The 15,672-nt window shown below is 72.5% G+C and carries 16 protein-coding genes; 11 read left to right on the top strand and 5 right to left on the bottom strand.

The genetic code is table 11. The features are described 5' to 3' along the window. From IG98_RS0133350 to IG98_RS0133320, 7 genes are all read left to right on the top strand, one after another. Positions 1-802, top strand: an 802-nt coding sequence (locus IG98_RS0133350) for a hydantoinase B/oxoprolinase family protein (RefSeq protein WP_030921492.1), incomplete at its 5' end; no start/stop codon positions are given. Then, positions 799-2,070 (top strand): amidohydrolase family protein, encoded by a 1,272-nt coding sequence (locus IG98_RS0133345; RefSeq protein WP_030921489.1) that lies wholly within the window; start codon positions 799-801, stop codon positions 2,068-2,070. The genes IG98_RS0133350 and IG98_RS0133345, both read left to right, overlap by 4 nt. Positions 2,071-2,119: 49 nt before the next feature. After that, complete coding sequence (locus IG98_RS0133340) at positions 2,120-2,521, top strand: DUF4440 domain-containing protein (protein WP_211264229.1); 402 nt, start codon at positions 2,120-2,122, stop codon at positions 2,519-2,521. An 18-nt stretch (positions 2,522-2,539) separates the two neighbouring features. Continuing rightward, a complete protein-coding gene (locus tag IG98_RS0133335) occupies positions 2,540-2,860 on the top strand; it encodes a TIGR04076 family protein (protein ID WP_030921485.1) in 321 nt (106 codons plus the stop codon). Between the two features lie 11 nt (positions 2,861-2,871). Then, on the top strand, positions 2,872-3,918 hold the full coding sequence (locus tag IG98_RS0133330; protein ID WP_051753276.1) for an LLM class flavin-dependent oxidoreductase: 1,047 nt from the start codon (positions 2,872-2,874) through the stop codon (positions 3,916-3,918). Positions 3,919-4,080: 162 nt separating this feature from the next. Further along, positions 4,081-5,463: a kynureninase gene (kynU, locus tag IG98_RS0133325; protein ID WP_084195828.1), complete on the top strand. Its 1,383-nt coding sequence runs from the start codon at positions 4,081-4,083 to the stop codon at positions 5,461-5,463. Then, entirely contained in the window at positions 5,460-6,800 is a 1,341-nt protein-coding gene (locus IG98_RS0133320; RefSeq protein ID WP_030921477.1) for an FAD-dependent oxidoreductase, read from the top strand. The genes kynU and IG98_RS0133320 overlap by 4 nt, the downstream gene beginning before the upstream one ends. Positions 6,801-6,892: 92 nt before the next feature. On the opposite strand, the gene IG98_RS0133315 is transcribed toward IG98_RS0133320, so the two are convergent. The 3 genes from IG98_RS0133315 to IG98_RS0133305 all read right to left on the bottom strand — a co-directional run bounded on the left by IG98_RS0133315 (position 6,893) and on the right by IG98_RS0133305 (position 9,287). Next, positions 6,893-7,522, bottom strand: coding sequence for a helix-turn-helix domain-containing protein (locus tag IG98_RS0133315; protein ID WP_051753275.1), 630 nt, complete (start codon positions 7,520-7,522; stop codon positions 6,893-6,895). Positions 7,523-7,650: 128 nt separating this feature from the next. Then, a complete protein-coding gene (locus tag IG98_RS0133310; protein WP_211264227.1) occupies positions 7,651-8,310 on the bottom strand; it encodes a DUF47 domain-containing protein in 660 nt (219 codons plus the stop codon). Then, the gene (locus IG98_RS0133305) at positions 8,307-9,287 is read right to left on the bottom strand and encodes an inorganic phosphate transporter (protein ID WP_030921469.1); all 981 of its coding nucleotides are present in this window, start codon (positions 9,285-9,287) and stop codon (positions 8,307-8,309) included. The genes IG98_RS0133310 and IG98_RS0133305 overlap by 4 nt, the downstream gene beginning before the upstream one ends. A gap of 396 nt (positions 9,288-9,683) precedes the next feature. Here IG98_RS0133305 and IG98_RS0133300 point away from each other — a divergent pair, with 396 nt between their 5' ends. From IG98_RS0133300 to IG98_RS0133285, 4 genes are all read left to right on the top strand, one after another. Beyond that, a complete protein-coding gene (locus IG98_RS0133300) occupies positions 9,684-10,382 on the top strand; it encodes a RibD family protein (RefSeq protein WP_342666869.1) in 699 nt (232 codons plus the stop codon). A 26-nt stretch (positions 10,383-10,408) separates the two neighbouring features. Further along, positions 10,409-10,870 carry a cytidine/deoxycytidylate deaminase family protein gene (locus IG98_RS0133295; RefSeq protein ID WP_030921463.1) on the top strand — a complete coding sequence of 154 codons (462 nt, stop codon included), beginning with the start codon at positions 10,409-10,411 and terminating at the stop codon, positions 10,868-10,870. 374 nt (positions 10,871-11,244) lie between these two features. Then, a complete protein-coding gene (locus IG98_RS0133290) occupies positions 11,245-12,468 on the top strand; it encodes a glycosyltransferase family 9 protein (RefSeq protein WP_030921460.1) in 1,224 nt (407 codons plus the stop codon). Beyond that, positions 12,465-13,694 (top strand): glycosyltransferase family 9 protein, encoded by a 1,230-nt coding sequence (locus IG98_RS0133285; RefSeq protein ID WP_063766331.1) that lies wholly within the window; start codon positions 12,465-12,467, stop codon positions 13,692-13,694. The genes IG98_RS0133290 and IG98_RS0133285 overlap by 4 nt, the downstream gene beginning before the upstream one ends. Positions 13,695-14,289: 595 nt before the next feature. On the opposite strand, the gene IG98_RS52780 is transcribed toward IG98_RS0133285, so the two are convergent. Together IG98_RS52780 and IG98_RS0133270 are read right to left on the bottom strand one after the other, a co-directional pair. Further along, positions 14,290-14,472 (bottom strand): hypothetical protein, encoded by a 183-nt coding sequence (locus IG98_RS52780; RefSeq protein WP_030921449.1) that lies wholly within the window; start codon positions 14,470-14,472, stop codon positions 14,290-14,292. Positions 14,473-14,476: 4 nt separating this feature from the next. Next, positions 14,477-15,658: an ROK family protein gene (locus IG98_RS0133270; RefSeq protein WP_030921446.1), complete on the bottom strand. Its 1,182-nt coding sequence runs from the start codon at positions 15,656-15,658 to the stop codon at positions 14,477-14,479. Between the last annotated feature and the right edge of the window lie 14 nt (positions 15,659-15,672).

Raw genomic sequence — 15,672 nt, 5'->3', positions numbered from 1 at the left:
GGAGATCATCGAGTTGATCCGGTTCAACTCGCGGATGCCGGATCTGGTGATCGGTGATCTGAACGCGCAGGTCGCCGCGTTGCGCACCGGCGAGCGCCGCGTCCAGGAGCTGTACGCCCGCTACGGCAGGGCGGTCGTCGAGTCCGTCGTCGAGATCGTGGTCGAGGCCGCCGCCGAGGCGGCCGCCGAGGCCGTCGCCCGCCTCCCGCAGGGGTCGTGGACCGCGGTCGACTGGCTGGACGACGACGGCATCACCGAGGACCCGATCCGGATGCAGGTCACCGTCACCGTCGCCGACGGCACCTTCACCGTCGACTTCGCCGGCTCGTCCGGCGCGACCGCCGGGCCGGTCAACCTCCCGTTCGGCGCGACCATCGCGACCTGCCGGGTCGCGTTCAAGGCGATCACCACTCCGGGGGAGCAGACCAACGCCGGGCACTTCGCCCCCCTGCGGGTACGGGCCGAGCCTGGAACGCTCTTCCACGCCGTCTACCCGGCGGCGACCTTCACCCAGTGGACGGGGACCGTCGCCCTGGAACTGATCTACAAGGCGCTGGCGCAGGGTATGCCGGAGAGGTTGCCCGCCTCCTCCGGAGGGGACGTGCCGGGGTTCATGATGGTCGGCATCCACCCGGAGACCGGGGTGCGGGTCGGTGACCGGATCAGGTTGCTGACCGCCGGGGGCGGCGGGCACGGGGATCCGTGCGAGCGCGATCCGGAGCTGGTCCGCCGTGACGTCGCCGAGGGCTATGTCTCTCCCGACGCCGCCCGCAGGATCTACGGGATCGAGGCCGTCCGATGAACGACGTGGTCATTGTCAACTGCACGGTAACCGACGCCCGCGCCGGCGCACCGTCGGGTGCGGCGCCGACCGGGGCTCCGAAGGGCGCCGAGGGGCGGATCGCGGACGCGGCGGTGTGGATCCGGGACGACCGGATCGCGGCCGTGGGTCCCCGCGAGCAGGTCCTGGCGCGGGTGGGGGAGGCCCAGCGGCTCGATCTCGACGGCGCCTACGTCACCCCCGGCCTGGTCAACATGCACACCCACCTGTCCCTGTCGCTGCCCGGCCAGGGAGGCGACAACGTCAAGAACATGACGGCGCACGAACTCGTCCTCTACATGGCCGACGGTGCCCGCCGTACCCTGCACTGCGGGGTCACCACGGTGCGGTGCGTGGCAGAGAAGGACCACGCCGACTTCGCGCTGCGCCGTGCCATCGAGTCGGGCAGGGCGACCGGGCCGCGCATCTTCACCGCGGGCCAGGCCCTGGTCTGCACCGGCGGCCACGGCCACGAGGCGAACGACACCATGGAGTGCGACGGAGTCGACGGGTTCCGGCGCGGGGTGCGCACCCAGGTCAAGGCGGGTGCCGACCTCATCAAGATCATGATCTCCGGTGGCATCGCCGGGGAGCACGAGAGCATCGAGACCCCGCAGCTGTTCTCCGACGAGATGGCGGCGGCACTGCAGACCGCGCACGCCTGGGGCCGGAAGGTCACCGCGCACGCGGGCCCGGCGACGGTGATCGCCGAGGCCGTCGAGCTGGGCCTCGACTGCGTGGAGCACGGCTATCAGCTCACCCCCGAGGTCGCGAAGAGAATGGCCGGGCGCGGCACGGCCCTGGTGCCGACGCTGCTCGTCACCCGCTGCAAGGAGTTCTTCGACGAGCTCGGGGTGCCGGAGTGGATGCAGTGCCGCTCGCTCGGCGCGGGCCCCCGGCATCTGGAGAGCTACGCCATGGCCCTCGACGCCGGGGTGGACGTCCTGCTGGGCAGCGACATGCCGCCGTTCTGGGACTTCGAGGGGACCAACGCCTCGGTGCGCGAGCTGGAGTGCATGTCCGAGGGAGGTCTCGGCCCGGCGGGAGCGCTCTACGCGGGCACGCTCGGCCCGGTGCGCTGGCTTGGCGCCGACGCCGACCTCGGCACCGTCGAGGTCGGCAAGTACGCGGACCTTATCGCCATGGACGCGGACCCGCTCGCGGACACCTCGGCCTTCCGGGGGGTCCGCTGGGTGATGAAGGGCGGCCGGGTCGTCCGCGACGACCGGTCGGGATGGGAGAGGCAGTGAACGCGATTTTCCCGGGGTCTGAAGACCGGGGCAGCTGGGTGAGGTACCGGTGAACGGTTCTGTGAACGACACGGAGGCCGCCGCGATCGCGGCGAGCATCGACGACATGTACGACGCCTTCCTCGCGGCGGACCGTCGCCGGTTCGACAGCCATCTGCACGCCGAGGTGACCACCTGGGAGACGCACCTGCCGGGACCGCTGCGTACCCGGTCGGAACTCGACGCCTACCGCGACGAGAGGGACGGCTCGGGTGCCCGTCCCGCACTCGGCAGGCTGGCGGCCGAGGACAAGCAGATCGACGTGTGGGGCGACGCCGGGGTGGCGCGCTACGTGCTCGTCGCCGAGGCGCCGGGCGAACCCGCGCAGTACAGCCGGGTGACCGACGTGCTGCGCAGGACCGGCGGCGACTGGCTCATCGTGCACCACCACTCCGAACTGGTCGTGCCGTGAGCCGGGAGAGGAACAGGCATGGACGACGATGACATGGAGCTGTACGACCTGCGGGTCGTGGTCGATCGGATCGAGGGCAGATCCGTCTGCGGCATGGAGGTGGGCGACTGTTTCACGCTGGAGCGGAGCGCGCACCTGCGGCTCCCGGACGGCAAGCACTTCTGCGTCTACGCGCTCGCCTCGGTCCTGCCGTTCCTCGCCGCCAAGCAGCGCGACCTCGCCCAGGGCGACTGGCTGGCGCAGGACTCCCACTTCAGCTGCCCCGACCCGGAGGAGCGGCTGGTGATGCGGGTCGAGCGGACCCGCCGCCGCCGGATGAACTCCGCCGACCTGACCTGAGGTGATCCCCGATGACCACTGTCGAGATCGGTCTCGGCCTGCAGAGCGACAAGCGGGCCGGTGACTACGCGCGGCTCGCGCGCCGCGCCGAGGAGCACGGCTTCGACGTGCTGAGCGTGTTCGGCGACCTGATGTACCAGCCGCCGATCTTCCCGCTGCTGGAGATGGCCGCCGCCACCGAGAGGGTGCGGCTCGGCGCGGCCTGCCTCAACCCCTACTCGGCGGCGCCGTACGAGATCGCCGGCCAGCTCGCCGCCCTTGACCTGGCCTCGCACGGCCGCGCCTACCTGGGCCTGGCACGCGGCACCTGGCTCGGCGCCGTGGGCATCACCCAGCCCCGGCCGTTGACCGCGCTGGCGGAGGCCGCCGAGGTGGTCTACCGGCTGCTGGCCGGCGACGCCGGAGGGTACGAGGGGGAGATGTTCCGCCTGACACCGGGCACCCGGCTGCGCTACCCGGTACACCGCGCCCGGCCGCCGCTGCTGCTCGGCGCGTGGGGGCCGAAGGGCGCGGCGCTGGCCGGGCGGATCGCCGACGAGATCAAGGTGGGCGGCAGCGCGAACCCGGCGATGGTCGGGGTGATCCGTGAGCGGGTCGTGGCCGGGGCGACGGCGGCCGGACGCGACCCGGGCGAGGTGGGCGTCGTCCTGGGCGCGGTGACGGTCGTGGACGTCGACGGTGCCGCGGCCAGAGCCAGGGCACGCAGTGAGGTGGCCATGTACCTCGCGGTGGTCGCCGACCTCGACCCGACCGTGGAGGTCCCCGCCGACCTGCTCGGCCGGGTCAAGGAGCTGGTCGACGACGGCAGGGACGAGGCCGCCGGACGACTGATCCCCGACGACCTGCTCGACCTGTTCGCCTTCTCCGGCGACCCGGAGCAGGTCGCCGCGCAGGCCCAGGCCCTCATCGACGCGGGCGCGCACCGGGTGGAGTTCGGCACGCCGCACGGCCTCACCGACGACCGTGGCGTGGAGTTGCTGGGCGCCGAGGTGCTGCCGCTGCTGAACCGCTCGTCGAGGAGGGTGGCGGTGCCTGCGGGTGACGCTCCGTCATCCTGAAACCGGATCCCCGCAGAACCTTTCATCCGCAAAGCACACTGCCTGAATCGTCTCGTACTCTCAATTTCACTTGAGTTCAGCATGAGTGAACATTGGCGGGGAAGAAGGAGACGATGTGACGAGCGAGCGTGCCGGAGGTCCGGCGATCAGGACGTCGGCGTGATGGCCGCGCGGGCCGAGGAGCTCCGTGATCCGAGCGGACCCGGCTCGGCGGGATCCGGCCGGGGCGGTTCCGCCGTGTTCGGCGCGGACGGCGAGTTCGGTGAGCGGGCGGCGCTGGCGGCCGACGCCGAGGACTCGGTCTGCCGTCGCGAGGAGTTCCTGCTGCCGCCCGCTCCCGCCTCCTGCCGATACCCCGAGGTCGCCTACTTCGCGGGCAACTCGCTCGGCCTGCAGCCCCGTGCCGTCCGCGCCGCGCTCTTGGCCGAGCTGGACGACTGGGCGCTGCACGCGGTCGAGGGGCACCACCGGGCGGTACACCCCTGGCTGCCCTACCACGCCGAGCTGCGCGAGGACGCCGCCGCGCTGGTGGGCGCGGCCCCAGAGGAGACCGTGGTGATGAACTCCCTCACGGTCAACCTGCACCTGATGATGGCCACCTTCTACCGCCCGGCGGGCGAGCGCACCCGTATCCTCATCGAGGACCATGCCTTCTCCTCGGACAGCTACGCGGTGCGCAGCCAGGCGGTCCACCACGGTCTCGACCCCGACGAGACGGTGGTCCGGCTGCGCCCCCGCCCCGGCGAGGACTGCCTGCGCACCGAGGACATCGTGGACCACCTGGCCCGCGAGGGGCACCGGGTGGCGCTCGTGCTCCTCGGCGGGGTCAACTACCTGACCGGAGAGTTCCTCGACATCCCCGCCGTCACCGCCGCCGGGCACGCGGCCGGGTGCGTCGTCGGCTGGGACCTCGCGCACGCCGCGGGGAACGTGCCGCTGGCGCTGCACGACTGGGACGTGGACTTCGCGGCCTGGTGCTCGTACAAGTACCTCAACGCCGGTCCCGGTGCCGTCGCGGGCTGCTTCGTGCACCGGCGCCACGTGACCGACCCCGAGTTGCCCCGGCTGGCCGGATGGTGGAGCACCGAGCAGGCGACCCGCTTCGAGATGCGGCCCGAACTCGTCCCGGTGCCCACCGCCGACGCCTGGCAGATCTCCAACCCGCCGATCCTGGCCATGGCCCCGGTCAGGGTCTCGCTGCGGATGTTCGCCGAGACCGGGATGGCGGCGCTGCGGGAGCGGAGCCTGGCGCTCACCGGTTACCTGGAGCGGCTGCTCGCCGAGGTCGTCCGCGACCGCCCACTGGAGATCGTCACGCCCGCCGACCCGGCCAGGCGCGGAGCGCAGCTCTCCCTGCGGGTGGCCGGCGGCCCCGACACCACAGATGCCGCAGACCTCGCCGCCCGGCTGCACGAGACGCACGGTGTCCTCGCCGACGTGCGGCGGCCGGACGTCATCCGGCTGGCCCCCGTGCCGATGTACTCCACGTTCCACGACTGCTGGCGGGCGGCCGCCGCGCTCGCCGAGGAGGTGAACCCGGTATGAGCTCCCGTGGCGAGGTCGCCGTGGTCGGTGCCGGGCTGGTCGGCTGTCTGACGGCCTGCTACCTGGCCCGCCGAGGCTACGAGGTCACCCTGTACGAGCGCAGGCCCGATCCGCGCCAGGCGACGCCGGAGCGCGGGCGCTCGATCAACCTGGCGATCTCCGAGCGGGGGATCGACGCGCTGCGCGGGATCGGGCTGGACGAGGTGGTGCTGAAGGCCGCGCTGCCGATGCCGGGCCGGATGGTGCACGCCCCGGACGGCACACTCGGCTTCCAGCCGTACAGCGCCGGAGGGCAGCGGGCGATCAACTCCATCAGCCGCGCCGAGCTCAACCGCACGCTGCTGGAGGCGGCCCTGGCCATGCCCGGGGTCCGCGCCCTCTTCGAGCACCGGCTGACCGGGCTCGACGTCGACTCGGGACGGATGGACTTCGACACGCCCACCGGGCCCGTCACCCACGGCGCCCCGGTCGTGCTCGGCGCCGACGGCGCCTACAGCGCGGTACGCGGGCGGCTGCAACTGCTGCCCGGCTTCGACTTCAGCCAGGACTACCTGGACTACGGCTACAAGGAGCTGACGATCCCGGCACGCGACGGCGGGTTCGCCCTCGATCCCGGCGCGCTGCACATCTGGCCGCGCGGCAAGGCGATGATGATCGCGCTGCCCAACCCGGACCGGTCCTTCACCTGCACGCTGTTCTGGCCCAAGTCGGGGCCCGGCAGCTTCGAGGAACTGGACACCGCGGAGCGGTTCGAGGAGTTCTTCGCCGCCAACTACGCCGACGCCCGCGCGCTCATGCCCGACCTCGCCGGAGACTACGCCCACAACCCGGTCGGGCACCTGGTCACCGTGCGGGCGCACCCCTGGCAGGTGCGCGGCACCGGTGCCGTGGTCGGCCTGCTCGGCGACGCCGCCCACGCCATCGTCCCCTTCTACGGCCAGGGCGCCAACTGCGGCTTCGAGGACTGCGTGGAACTCGACCGCTGCCTGCGGGAGACCGGCGACGACTTTCCCGAGGCCCTCGCCCGGTACGGCGCCCGCCGCAAGGAGCACGCCGACACCATCGCCGAACTCGCGCTGGCGAACTTCGTCGAGATGCGCGACAAGGTCGCCTCCCGGACGTTCCTGCTGGGCAAGCGCGTCGAGCACGGCCTGGAGCGGTTGCTGCCCGGCCGCTACACCTCGCGCTACGAGCTCGTCTCGTTCAGTACCGTGCCGTACGCCGAGATCCAGCCGCGCATCTCCCGCCAGCGCCGGGCGGTCGCCGCCGGAGCGCTCGGCGCGCTGGCCGTGGCCGGGCTGGCCGTGTCGGCGATCCGCGCCCTGCGCCGGCACTGACCGCGGCTCCGCCGCCGCGAGTCCGCACTCACGAGGGTCGGCACTCGCGAGGGTCGGCACTCGCGAGGCGAGAGCGCGAGCGGTGGAGCAGGTCAGAACAGCCGAGGGGTCACCACGGACACGACGGTGGTGACCCGGTCGGTGTCGTTGAACATGCTGTGCGGGACCGTCGACCTCAGGTGGACGCTGTCGCCCGGGTGCAACCGGTGCTCGACGCCGTCGACCTCGTACAGCAACTCCCCCTCCAGCACGAAGGCGAACTCCTCACCGGCGTGCCCGTAGGAGTTCTCCCGCCTGCCGCCGGGCGCGATGTGCACCAGTAGCGGTTCGAGCACCAGGTTCGGCCCCCTGGCCGAGAGCATGCGGTAGGTCTGCTGGCCCGAGATGTACTCGGTGGCGGCCGTCGCGGAGCGGGTGAGCGTGAAGTGGCTCGGCAGCGGAGAGACCGATGGCTGCCTCTCCTCGGTCTCCCCCTCCGGCGGCGCGTCGTTGAAGAACTCCGCCACGCTCCGGTCGAGCGCCGTGGCCACGCTGTTGAGCGCGGTCAGGCCGATGGAGGAGATGCCCCGCTCGACCTGGGAGAGGAACCCGATGGACAGCCCGGAGTGGGTGGCGAGACCACGCAACGTCAGGCCGCGCTCCTTGCGGAACTGCCGCATCCGGGCTCCGACGGCGTCTTGGCGGTCCGGCTCCTCACCGCCATGACGCTCCGATGTGCCCACCCACGGCTCCCTCCGTCAAGCGGCTTGGCCGCCTGTTCGCTCTAGCTAAACATATTTCATAACAAGAGTCGTCCTTCGTCAAAAGGGAGTGGGGAATGGCAGACGGTGATGGGCAAGGCGGCGCGGTTTCAGTGGCTCCGCTTGAGCATCGCGTCGGCGAGCGCGTCGGCGGCCTCGCCGAGCCGGCGGCCCACCGCGTCGAGCCGTGACAGCAGCTCGCGCCTGCGCAGGGTGTCCATGTCCAGCGGCTCGGCGAACAGCTCGGCGAGCCGGGCCTGGTAGAGCTGGCGGACCCGGCTGCACGCCTTGCGCGTGTCCAGCACGGCCATGGTGACCGATCCCGGGGCGTCGATCATCTTCAGCACGGCGCCCTCCAGCTCGTCGAGGCCGTCGATCACCGCCTGCAGGGGCTCGACCGCGAACCGCAGGTCCTCCGGGCCGAACAGGTCGAGTTCGCGCACATAGTCACGGAGCTGGTCCAGCACGTCGTCGATCGAGCGGGAGAGCCGGAACAGGTCCTCCCTGTCGATGGGGGTCGCCAGCACCCGCCGCAGTATCCGCACCAGCTCGGCCCGCGCCTCGTCCCCCTCGTGCTCCACCTCCGCCATCCGGGCGCGCGCGGCGGACCGCTCGATCTCGCCGGCCGCGGTCGAGCGGGCCAGTTCGGCTCCCGCCCGCGCGACGGCGACCTGGCTCCTCACCAGTCCGACGATCCGCTGCCCCGACCGGCCGCGCAGGTCGTCCCAGGCGCGCACGAACCTCCGGGTGCGACCGTCCTTGCCGCTCACATCAGTCTCAGCGCGAGACCGCCGAGGCAGCCCAGCGCCATTGACGACGGCAGCGTGACCAGCCATGCCGTACCCACGTTCACGACGCCCTGCCATCGCACTCTCCTCATTCCCTCACTTGCCGCCGAGCCGACCACCCCTGCGGTGATCGACTGAGTCATGCTCACCGGACTTCCCAGAGCCGAGCTGCCGAGGACGGCGCCGGTGGCCGCCGCCTCCGCGGTGACGATGTGCAGCGGGCGGGTGATGACCAGCCCGCGGCCCAGCCGCCCTCCGACACGGATCAGGCTGGTCAGCGCGCCGGCGAGGAAGAGCGCCACCAGGGCGGCCATCCACACCGGCGGGACCTCGATGGGGCCGACCCCGCCAAGCCCGCCGCGGCTCACGCCGATCGCCACGCTCACCACCGCGATCATCTTCTGTCCGTCGTTCAGCGCGTATGCCACGCACTGGGCCGCATAGGCCAGCAGGTGGGTGCCGGACACCAGCCGCGACATGCGGCGGTAGGAGGGCACCCGGCGCGAGACGGTCCCCAGCAGGTAGCCCAGGACCAGCCCGGCCATGGGCGCGCAGGCCCCGATCGCCAGGACGGTGCCCAGGTCGGTCCAGGAGACCGGTAGCCCGGCGCCGAGCCCCGCGCCGCCGATGCCTCCGATCACCGCGAGCGTCAGGCTGGTCGGCAGTCCTCTGCCGGTCAGCGCCGCGACCACCGCCACCGCGATCACCACCCCCACCAGGAACGCCGCCGCGCCGCCGCTCGTGCCGAGCCCGGCCAGCCGCTCGGTGAAGGTGCGCGCGACGGTCACCCCCAGCAGATAGGGGACGGCGAAGAGCGCGACCACCAGGATCGTGGCGGCGGCCCATCCGGGGAAGCGGGGGAACCTGAGCCCGAGACCGATCAGGGTGGCGCCGTCGTTGGCACCGCTGACCAGTACGAAGAGGATCGCCACGGCGGCGAACGCCAGAGTCCATCCCATCAGAGGCGGTGCCGCCGGTCGTGCTCGGCGCCTGCTGGACACTCGGGCCCCGGGTGGCCCGCCGTCATGTACCTTCCCTGCCCCGGCCGGTGCCGGTCGCGTGGACGGTGCTTCCTGGCGGCACGCCGGGGTCGTGGAGGTGGCGGCCGATCGGCTCCTCGACAGGAGCGGAACAGGCGCCTTTGTGACCGAGGTCCGGCAGAACCGCACGCATGATGAACTCCTCACCCCGGGATGCTTCAGTTTCAGGTTAACAGAAGGTAAACAAACAGGGGCATGCGTCGCTGATCGGAAGATCCGTCGTAGCGGTTCACCAGCGGATATCGGAGCGCGGGGGATGGGGGAAGGTGGACGCCGCCGCGGGCGGGCCGGGTGGAAGGTTGTTACGATCGGCCGGTGCCTGACCGGGGGAGGCGGGGAGTGGGCGAGCGCCCGTACGTGCTGCTGAGCTGCGCGATGTCCGTCGACGGCTACATCGACGACCGCACGCCGCAGCGGCTGCTGCTCTCCAACGACGAGGACTTCGACCGGGTCGACGAGGTCCGCGCCGGCTGCGACGCGATCCTGGTCGGGGCGGGCACCGTCCGCCGCGACAACCCCCGGCTCCTGGTCAGGTCGCCGGAGCGCGGGCGGGAGCGGGTCGCGCGCGGCCTGCCGCCGTCCCCTGCGAAGGTGACGCTGACCGCCACCGGGGACCTCGACCCGGCTGCCGCCTTCTTCACCGCCGGCGAAACGGAGAAGATTGTTTACGCCGCGTCGCCCGCCGTGGCGAAACTCGCCGTCCGCCTCGCGGGGGCCGCGGAGGTGATCGACGCGGGGGAGCCGATCGATCTCGGCCGGGTCCTCGCCGACCTGTACGGGCGGGGAGTGCGCCGTCTGATGGTCGAGGGCGGCACCTCTGTCCACACCCGCTTCCTGCGCCAGGACCTGGTGGACGAGCTCCACCTCGTCGTCGCCCCGTTCTTCGTCGGGGACTCCGCCGCCCCGCGTTTCGTCCTGGACGGGGACTTCCCCCGGGACCGCCACCGCAGAATGGACCTGGCGGAGGTCCGCAGGATGGGCGACGTCACCCTGCTGCGCTACCTGTTGGCCTGACACGCACCGTCTACCGGGAGGTCCGGATGAACGACCACGACTGGCTGGGGCTGGCGTGCGACCTGGCGAGGCTGTGCCCGCCCTCCGAGACGGCCTTCTCGGTCGGCGCCGTGGTCGTCTCCGAGGACGGCGAGGAGATCTCCCGCGGCTACTCGCGGGAGGGTGACCCCCGCGTCCACGCGGAGGAGTCGGCGCTCGGCAAGATCTCCCCGGACGACCCCAGGCTGGCCGGGGCCACGGTCTACAGCAGCCTGGAGCCGTGCAGCGCGCGCAGGTCGCGCCCCAGGACCTGCACCCGCCTGATCCTGGACGGCGGCGTCCGGCGAGTGGTGCTGGCGTGGCGGGAGCCGCTGCTCTTCGTCGACTGCCACGGGGCCGAGGAGCTCGCGGAGGCGGGGGTGACCGTGGTGGAGATCCCCGAGTTGGCGGACCGTGCCCGCGAGCCCAACGCGCACCTACTGCCCGACGCCCCCGGCATCCCCGGCTGACCGGCTTCCCGCCCCGGCCCCTCGCGTCTCGCGGTGGGGGGCCGCGTGAGCCGGTCGCGCCGGTGGCTCGGTTTCTCTCATCCCCGTCTCGCGCGGGGGCTTCGCCCCGGTCGACTCCCCGCTCGTTGCCCGGCGGGGAGGACTGGTAATCCTCAAAATAATTACCTGTAGTGATAAAGACGATCGGCCAATGCTCTTAACTACCTCTATGTCCGATTTTTCGGTTTAAGGGGCGCCACTCTCGGTAGTCACTAGATATCGAATGAGAGGCCCGGCCCCATGAGGTTTCTTAGGGAAGACGCGATATTTCGTGATTTAACGACCGTTCCATTGGCGGCCCACGTACCGCATCCAGGGTGCGCCGGAGGCCGGCGGTGACCGGCACCGTTCTCGTCGCCCGCCTGGACAACGCGGGCGACGTCCTGCTGGCCGGGCCCGCGATCCGCGCGGTGGCCGCGGACGCGCGGCAGGTCGTGCTGCTCACCGGCCCCCGGGGCCGGCCCGCGGGTGAGCTGCTGCCGGGGGTGTCGCGGGTGGTGGAGTGGCGCGCGCCGTGGATCGACCCCACCGCGCCGCCGGTGGCCGGACCGCACGTGCTGAGACTGCTGCGGACCATCCGGGACACGGCTCCCGAGCAGGCGCTGATCCTCACCTCGTGCCACCAGTCCGCGCTGCCGCTGGCCCTGATCCTGAGGCTGGCGGGTACGCCGAGGGTCGCCGCCGTCTCCACCGACGACCCGGGCTCGCTGCTCGACGTACGGCACCTCGTCGACGAGGAGGTGGACGTGCCGGAGAGCGAGCGCATGCTCGGACTGGCCAGGGCGGCGGGGTTCGAGCTCCCGCACGGAGATTCGGGGGGGCTCGCCGTACGGCACCCGTTGCCCGAGGTGCGCCACCTCACCGGGCCGCCGGGTTACGTGGTCGTGCATCCCGGCACCTCGGTCCCCGCCAGGGCATGGCCCGCGGACAGGTGGGCGCGCGCGGTTCAGGACCTGGTCCGCTCGGGCCGCAGGGTCGTCGTGACCGGCGGCCAGGACGAGCACGGGCTCACCGCGCGGATCGCCGCGGGTGCCGGGCAGCACGGTCTGTCGCCGGGACCCGTCTTCGCGGGCGGCTGGATGGGCGGCGGACCCGCCCGGCTGCGCGGCTGGAGGGTGGACGAGCCAGCCTTCACCGCCGGCTGGGTGGACGGGACGTGTGCCGCGACGGGCGGCCGGAACTGGAACGGCCCCCCGGCCGCGTACGGCGGGCAGCGGGGAAGGTCCGTCGTCGACCTGGGCGGCAGGACCACCTTTCCCGAACTCGCCGCGGTGCTCGCCGGGGCGTGCGCCGTGGTCGTCGCGGACGCGGGGCCCGCCCACCTCGCGGCGGCGGTCGGCACGCCGGTCGTCAGCCTGTTCGCCCCGCTGGCCCCCGCGGGCCGCTGGGCGCCGCACGGCGTGCCGGTGGTGATCCTCGGTGACCAGCGGACCCCCTGCCGGGTGACCCGGCAGGGTACCTGCGCCGTCGCCGGTCATCCCTGTCTGTCGTCGGTGCCGAGCGCGCGGGTCGTCGAGGCGGTCGACCACCTGACCTCCGTCAAGGAGACGATCGGATGAGCACCGCTCCGGCCGGGGTGAGTCTCCGCGAGACCGGTGCCGGCGACGAAGGGCGGAGCACTCCCGCCGGGCCCGAGGCGGACCGCCCGGTCATGGTGGTGCTGCGCGGGCTGGGACTCGGTGAGCTGCTCACCTCGGTCCCCGCCCTGCGCGCCCTGCGCCGCTCCCACCCCGGCCACCGGATCGTGCTGGCCGCGCCCTCCGCGCTGGCGCCCCTGGTGCCGCTGATCGGCGCGGTGGACGAGGTGTGCGACGTGTCGGGGCCCGGTCACGTACCGCCGCTCGGCCGACGCGTCGACATCGCGGTCAACCTGTACGGCGCCGGCCCGCGCGGTATCGCCGCGCTCCACCGCACCACCCCGGCCCGGCTGCTGACCCACTCCCACCCCGCCTTCCCCGGCGCGCGCGGACCGGTGTGGCAGGACGGTGTGCACGAGGTGCGGCGCTGGTGCGACCTGCTCGCCTGGTACGACATCGTGGCCGACCCCGCCGATCTGGGGCTCCGGCGCCCCGCTTTCCGCGAGGAGGAGTCGCGGCCCGTCGTCGTCCACCCCGGGGCCGGGTACCCGGCCAGGCGCTGGCCGCCGGAGCGGTTCGCGCTGGTGGCGGCGGACCTGCGGAGGAACGGGTACGAGGTGGTGGTCACCGGGAGCGTGGGGGAGCGGGACCTCGCCGAGCGGGTGGCCCTGCTCGCCGGGCTGCCGCCCTCGTGCGTGCTCGCCGGGCGCACCGGGCTGCGCGAGCTGGCCGCGCTGGTGGCCAGGGCCAGGCTGGTGGTCTGCGGGGACACCGGGGTGACCCATCTGGCGGCCGCGTTCGCCACGCCCTCCGTGGCGCTGTTCGGCCCCGTCGCACCCGCCGTGTGGGGACCTCCGAAGACGGGACCGCACGTCGTGCTGTGGGCGGGCGGCCATGGCGACCCCTACGCCTACCGGCCCGATCCGGGTCTGCTGGAAATCGGCGTCCGGGACGTCCTCGGTGCCGCGGCGCGGTTGCTGGAGGTGGCGCCCCGGGCGTGGCGCGAGTCAGGTCCGGCCGGGGGCGTCGGCCCGGACCAGGCGCAGGAAGGCCTTGAGCCCGGTGATGACCTCGTGGTTGTCGGTGAGACCGTCCACGGTGTCCTCGAAACGCCGGGCGAGCCCGGTGATCCGGCGCTCCAGGGCCTCGTCACCGTCGCGCAGGTCGGCGCCGAGCGTCTCGACGTCGTCCCGGAGCCGCTCGGCTGATCCGGTCAGCGCGGTCACCTCGGTGGCCAGGCCGTCCACCCTGGCGATGAGCGAGACGATGTCCTCGCGGGGGTGGTGTGTCTCCTTCATCAGCGTGCTGACCCGATCGCGCAGGTGGGACAGGTAGGCCCCGGCCGGACGGAAACCGGTGCTCAGCAGGTAGAAACCGGCGAAGTAATAGCCCACGAAGGCGCCGGACAGGTAGGTGATGACGGCGAGCAGCACCGCGGAGAGGAGATGACCGCCGATGGCGAACCGGCGCATCCGCCCGGCGATCTCCAGCGCCTCGGCCTCGTGTCCCTCGGGCACCTGGATGCCGCGCTCCCTGGACACGTGGATCTCGTGGACCACCTGGCGTGCCCCGAAGTAGAGGTTCCACGGCAGGGTGAGGAGCACGATCAGCCAGATCAGGCTGATCGCGCCGAGCCCGAGCGACAGGAATGTGGAGAGCGGGACGTCGGCGTACACGAGCAGCCACGCCGCGACCACCGTGCTGACGAGCGCGACCAGAAAAATCCACCATTTCATGACCTGAGAATTTCGAAGATCGCCAAGCCGGGGAAGAGCGTACGCACTCAGCGGCGGCTGAGCACTCCTACTCAGGTTCGCGCCCGCCATGTCTCCAGACGACCTCCCCGTCCACCCGGCCGCCGGTCGGTGCCGGCCCTGCCCCGCGGGCCACGGCCGACGAGGCGACGACGGCCGTGCCGCGTGCCCTGAGCCGGTCGACGAGGGCGACCACGGCCTCCCCGGCGGGACCGCGGCGCCGGAACCGCACGCGGTCAGGCGGGGCTGACGGAACGGTCGACGCTGCCGGGGGCCAGGACGTGTTCGATGACCATGACGGCGGCGCCGATCACGCCCGCGCGGTCGCCCAGCTCGCTGCCGGTGATCGTCAGATGCTGGGTGGCCAGCGGCAGCGACCGGCTGTAGATGACCTCGCGAAGGCCGGCGAGCACCTGCTCCCCGGCCTCGGAGATGTCGCCGCCGACCACGATCACCGAGGGGTTGAAGAAGTTGACGATCGAGGCGAGCACGTCGCCGACCTCGCGGCCCGCCTGCCGGATGAGCTGGACGGCCTGGGTGTTGCCGCCGCGCACCAGACGGACCACGTCGCGGCTGTCCTCGGCCGCCACCCCGGCCGCGCAGAGTTTGGCCGAGATGGCGGCGCCGCTGGCGACGGCCTCCAGGCAGCCGACGTTGCCGCAGCGGCAGACGGTGTCGAGGGCCGAGGCCACCTGGATGTGGCCGATGTCGCCCGCCGCGCCCTGGGCGCCCCGGTGCAGGCGGCGGTCGCTGATGATGCCGCAGCCGATGCCGGTGCCGATCTTGATGAAGATGAGGTGGTCGGCCTCGGGGCGGGCGGCCCAGTGCTCGCCCAGCGCCATGATGTTCACGTCGTTGTCGACGAGGACGGGCGCGCCGAGGCGCGAGCCGAGCCACTCCGGCACGGGGAAGCCGTCCCAGCCCGGCATTATCGGCGGGTTGACCGGGCGTCCCGAGCTGTGCTCGACCGGGCCGGGGAGACCGACGCCGATGCCGCAGATCTCGTCCGGGCGGTGGCCGGTCTCGGCGAGCATCTCCTCGAAGGTGTGCTGGAGCCAGCCGAGCGTCTCCTCGGGGCCGCGGTCTATCGGCACCTCGGCCGCGCGCTCCGCCAGGACCGCGGTGCCGAGGTCGGTGACCGCCACCCGGGCGTGGGTGGCGCCGAGGTCGGCGGCGAGGACGACGCGGGCGGTGCGGTTGAACGTGAAGGCGACGGCGGGCCGGCCTCCCGAGGAGATGGCCTCCTCGGTCGGGACGATCCACTGCCGGCTCAGCAGCGCGTCGAGGCGCTGGGCCAGCGTGGACCTGGCCAGCCCGGTCAGCTGGATCAGCTCGGCCCGCGTCCTGGCCCGACCGTCGCGCATGATGTTCAGAAGCGCCCCCGCGCCGGCGATCGAGCCGTTCGCTTCGCTAAGCATGCGCACAGTCAACA

It is taken from the genome of Streptosporangium amethystogenes, assembly GCF_000721075.1.
GTDB lineage: Bacteria > Actinomycetota > Actinomycetes > Streptosporangiales > Streptosporangiaceae > Streptosporangium > Streptosporangium amethystogenes.
The sequence above is the reverse complement of the archived record's forward strand: the minus strand, read 5'-3'. Positions and strand labels throughout refer to the sequence as shown.

Excerpts from the sequence above, each read along its gene's own strand:
- IG98_RS0133335 (WP_030921485.1), top strand. The coding sequence starts at position 2,540 with ATGGACGACGATGACATGGAGCTGTACGACCTGCGGGTCGTGGTCGAT.
- IG98_RS0133330 (WP_051753276.1), top strand. The coding sequence starts at position 2,872 with ATGACCACTGTCGAGATCGGTCTCGGCCTGCAGAGCGACAAGCGGGCC.
- IG98_RS0133285 (WP_063766331.1), top strand. The coding sequence starts at position 12,465 with ATGAGCACCGCTCCGGCCGGGGTGAGTCTCCGCGAGACCGGTGCCGGC.
- IG98_RS0133345 (WP_030921489.1), top strand. The coding sequence starts at position 799 with ATGAACGACGTGGTCATTGTCAACTGCACGGTAACCGACGCCCGCGCC.
- IG98_RS0133295 (WP_030921463.1), top strand. The coding sequence starts at position 10,409 with ATGAACGACCACGACTGGCTGGGGCTGGCGTGCGACCTGGCGAGGCTG.
- kynU (WP_084195828.1), top strand. The coding sequence starts at position 4,081 with ATGGCCGCGCGGGCCGAGGAGCTCCGTGATCCGAGCGGACCCGGCTCG.
- IG98_RS0133305 (WP_030921469.1), bottom strand. The coding sequence starts at position 9,287 with ATGGGATGGACTCTGGCGTTCGCCGCCGTGGCGATCCTCTTCGTACTG.
- IG98_RS0133270 (WP_030921446.1), bottom strand. The coding sequence starts at position 15,658 with ATGCTTAGCGAAGCGAACGGCTCGATCGCCGGCGCGGGGGCGCTTCTG.
- IG98_RS0133320 (WP_030921477.1), top strand. The coding sequence starts at position 5,460 with ATGAGCTCCCGTGGCGAGGTCGCCGTGGTCGGTGCCGGGCTGGTCGGC.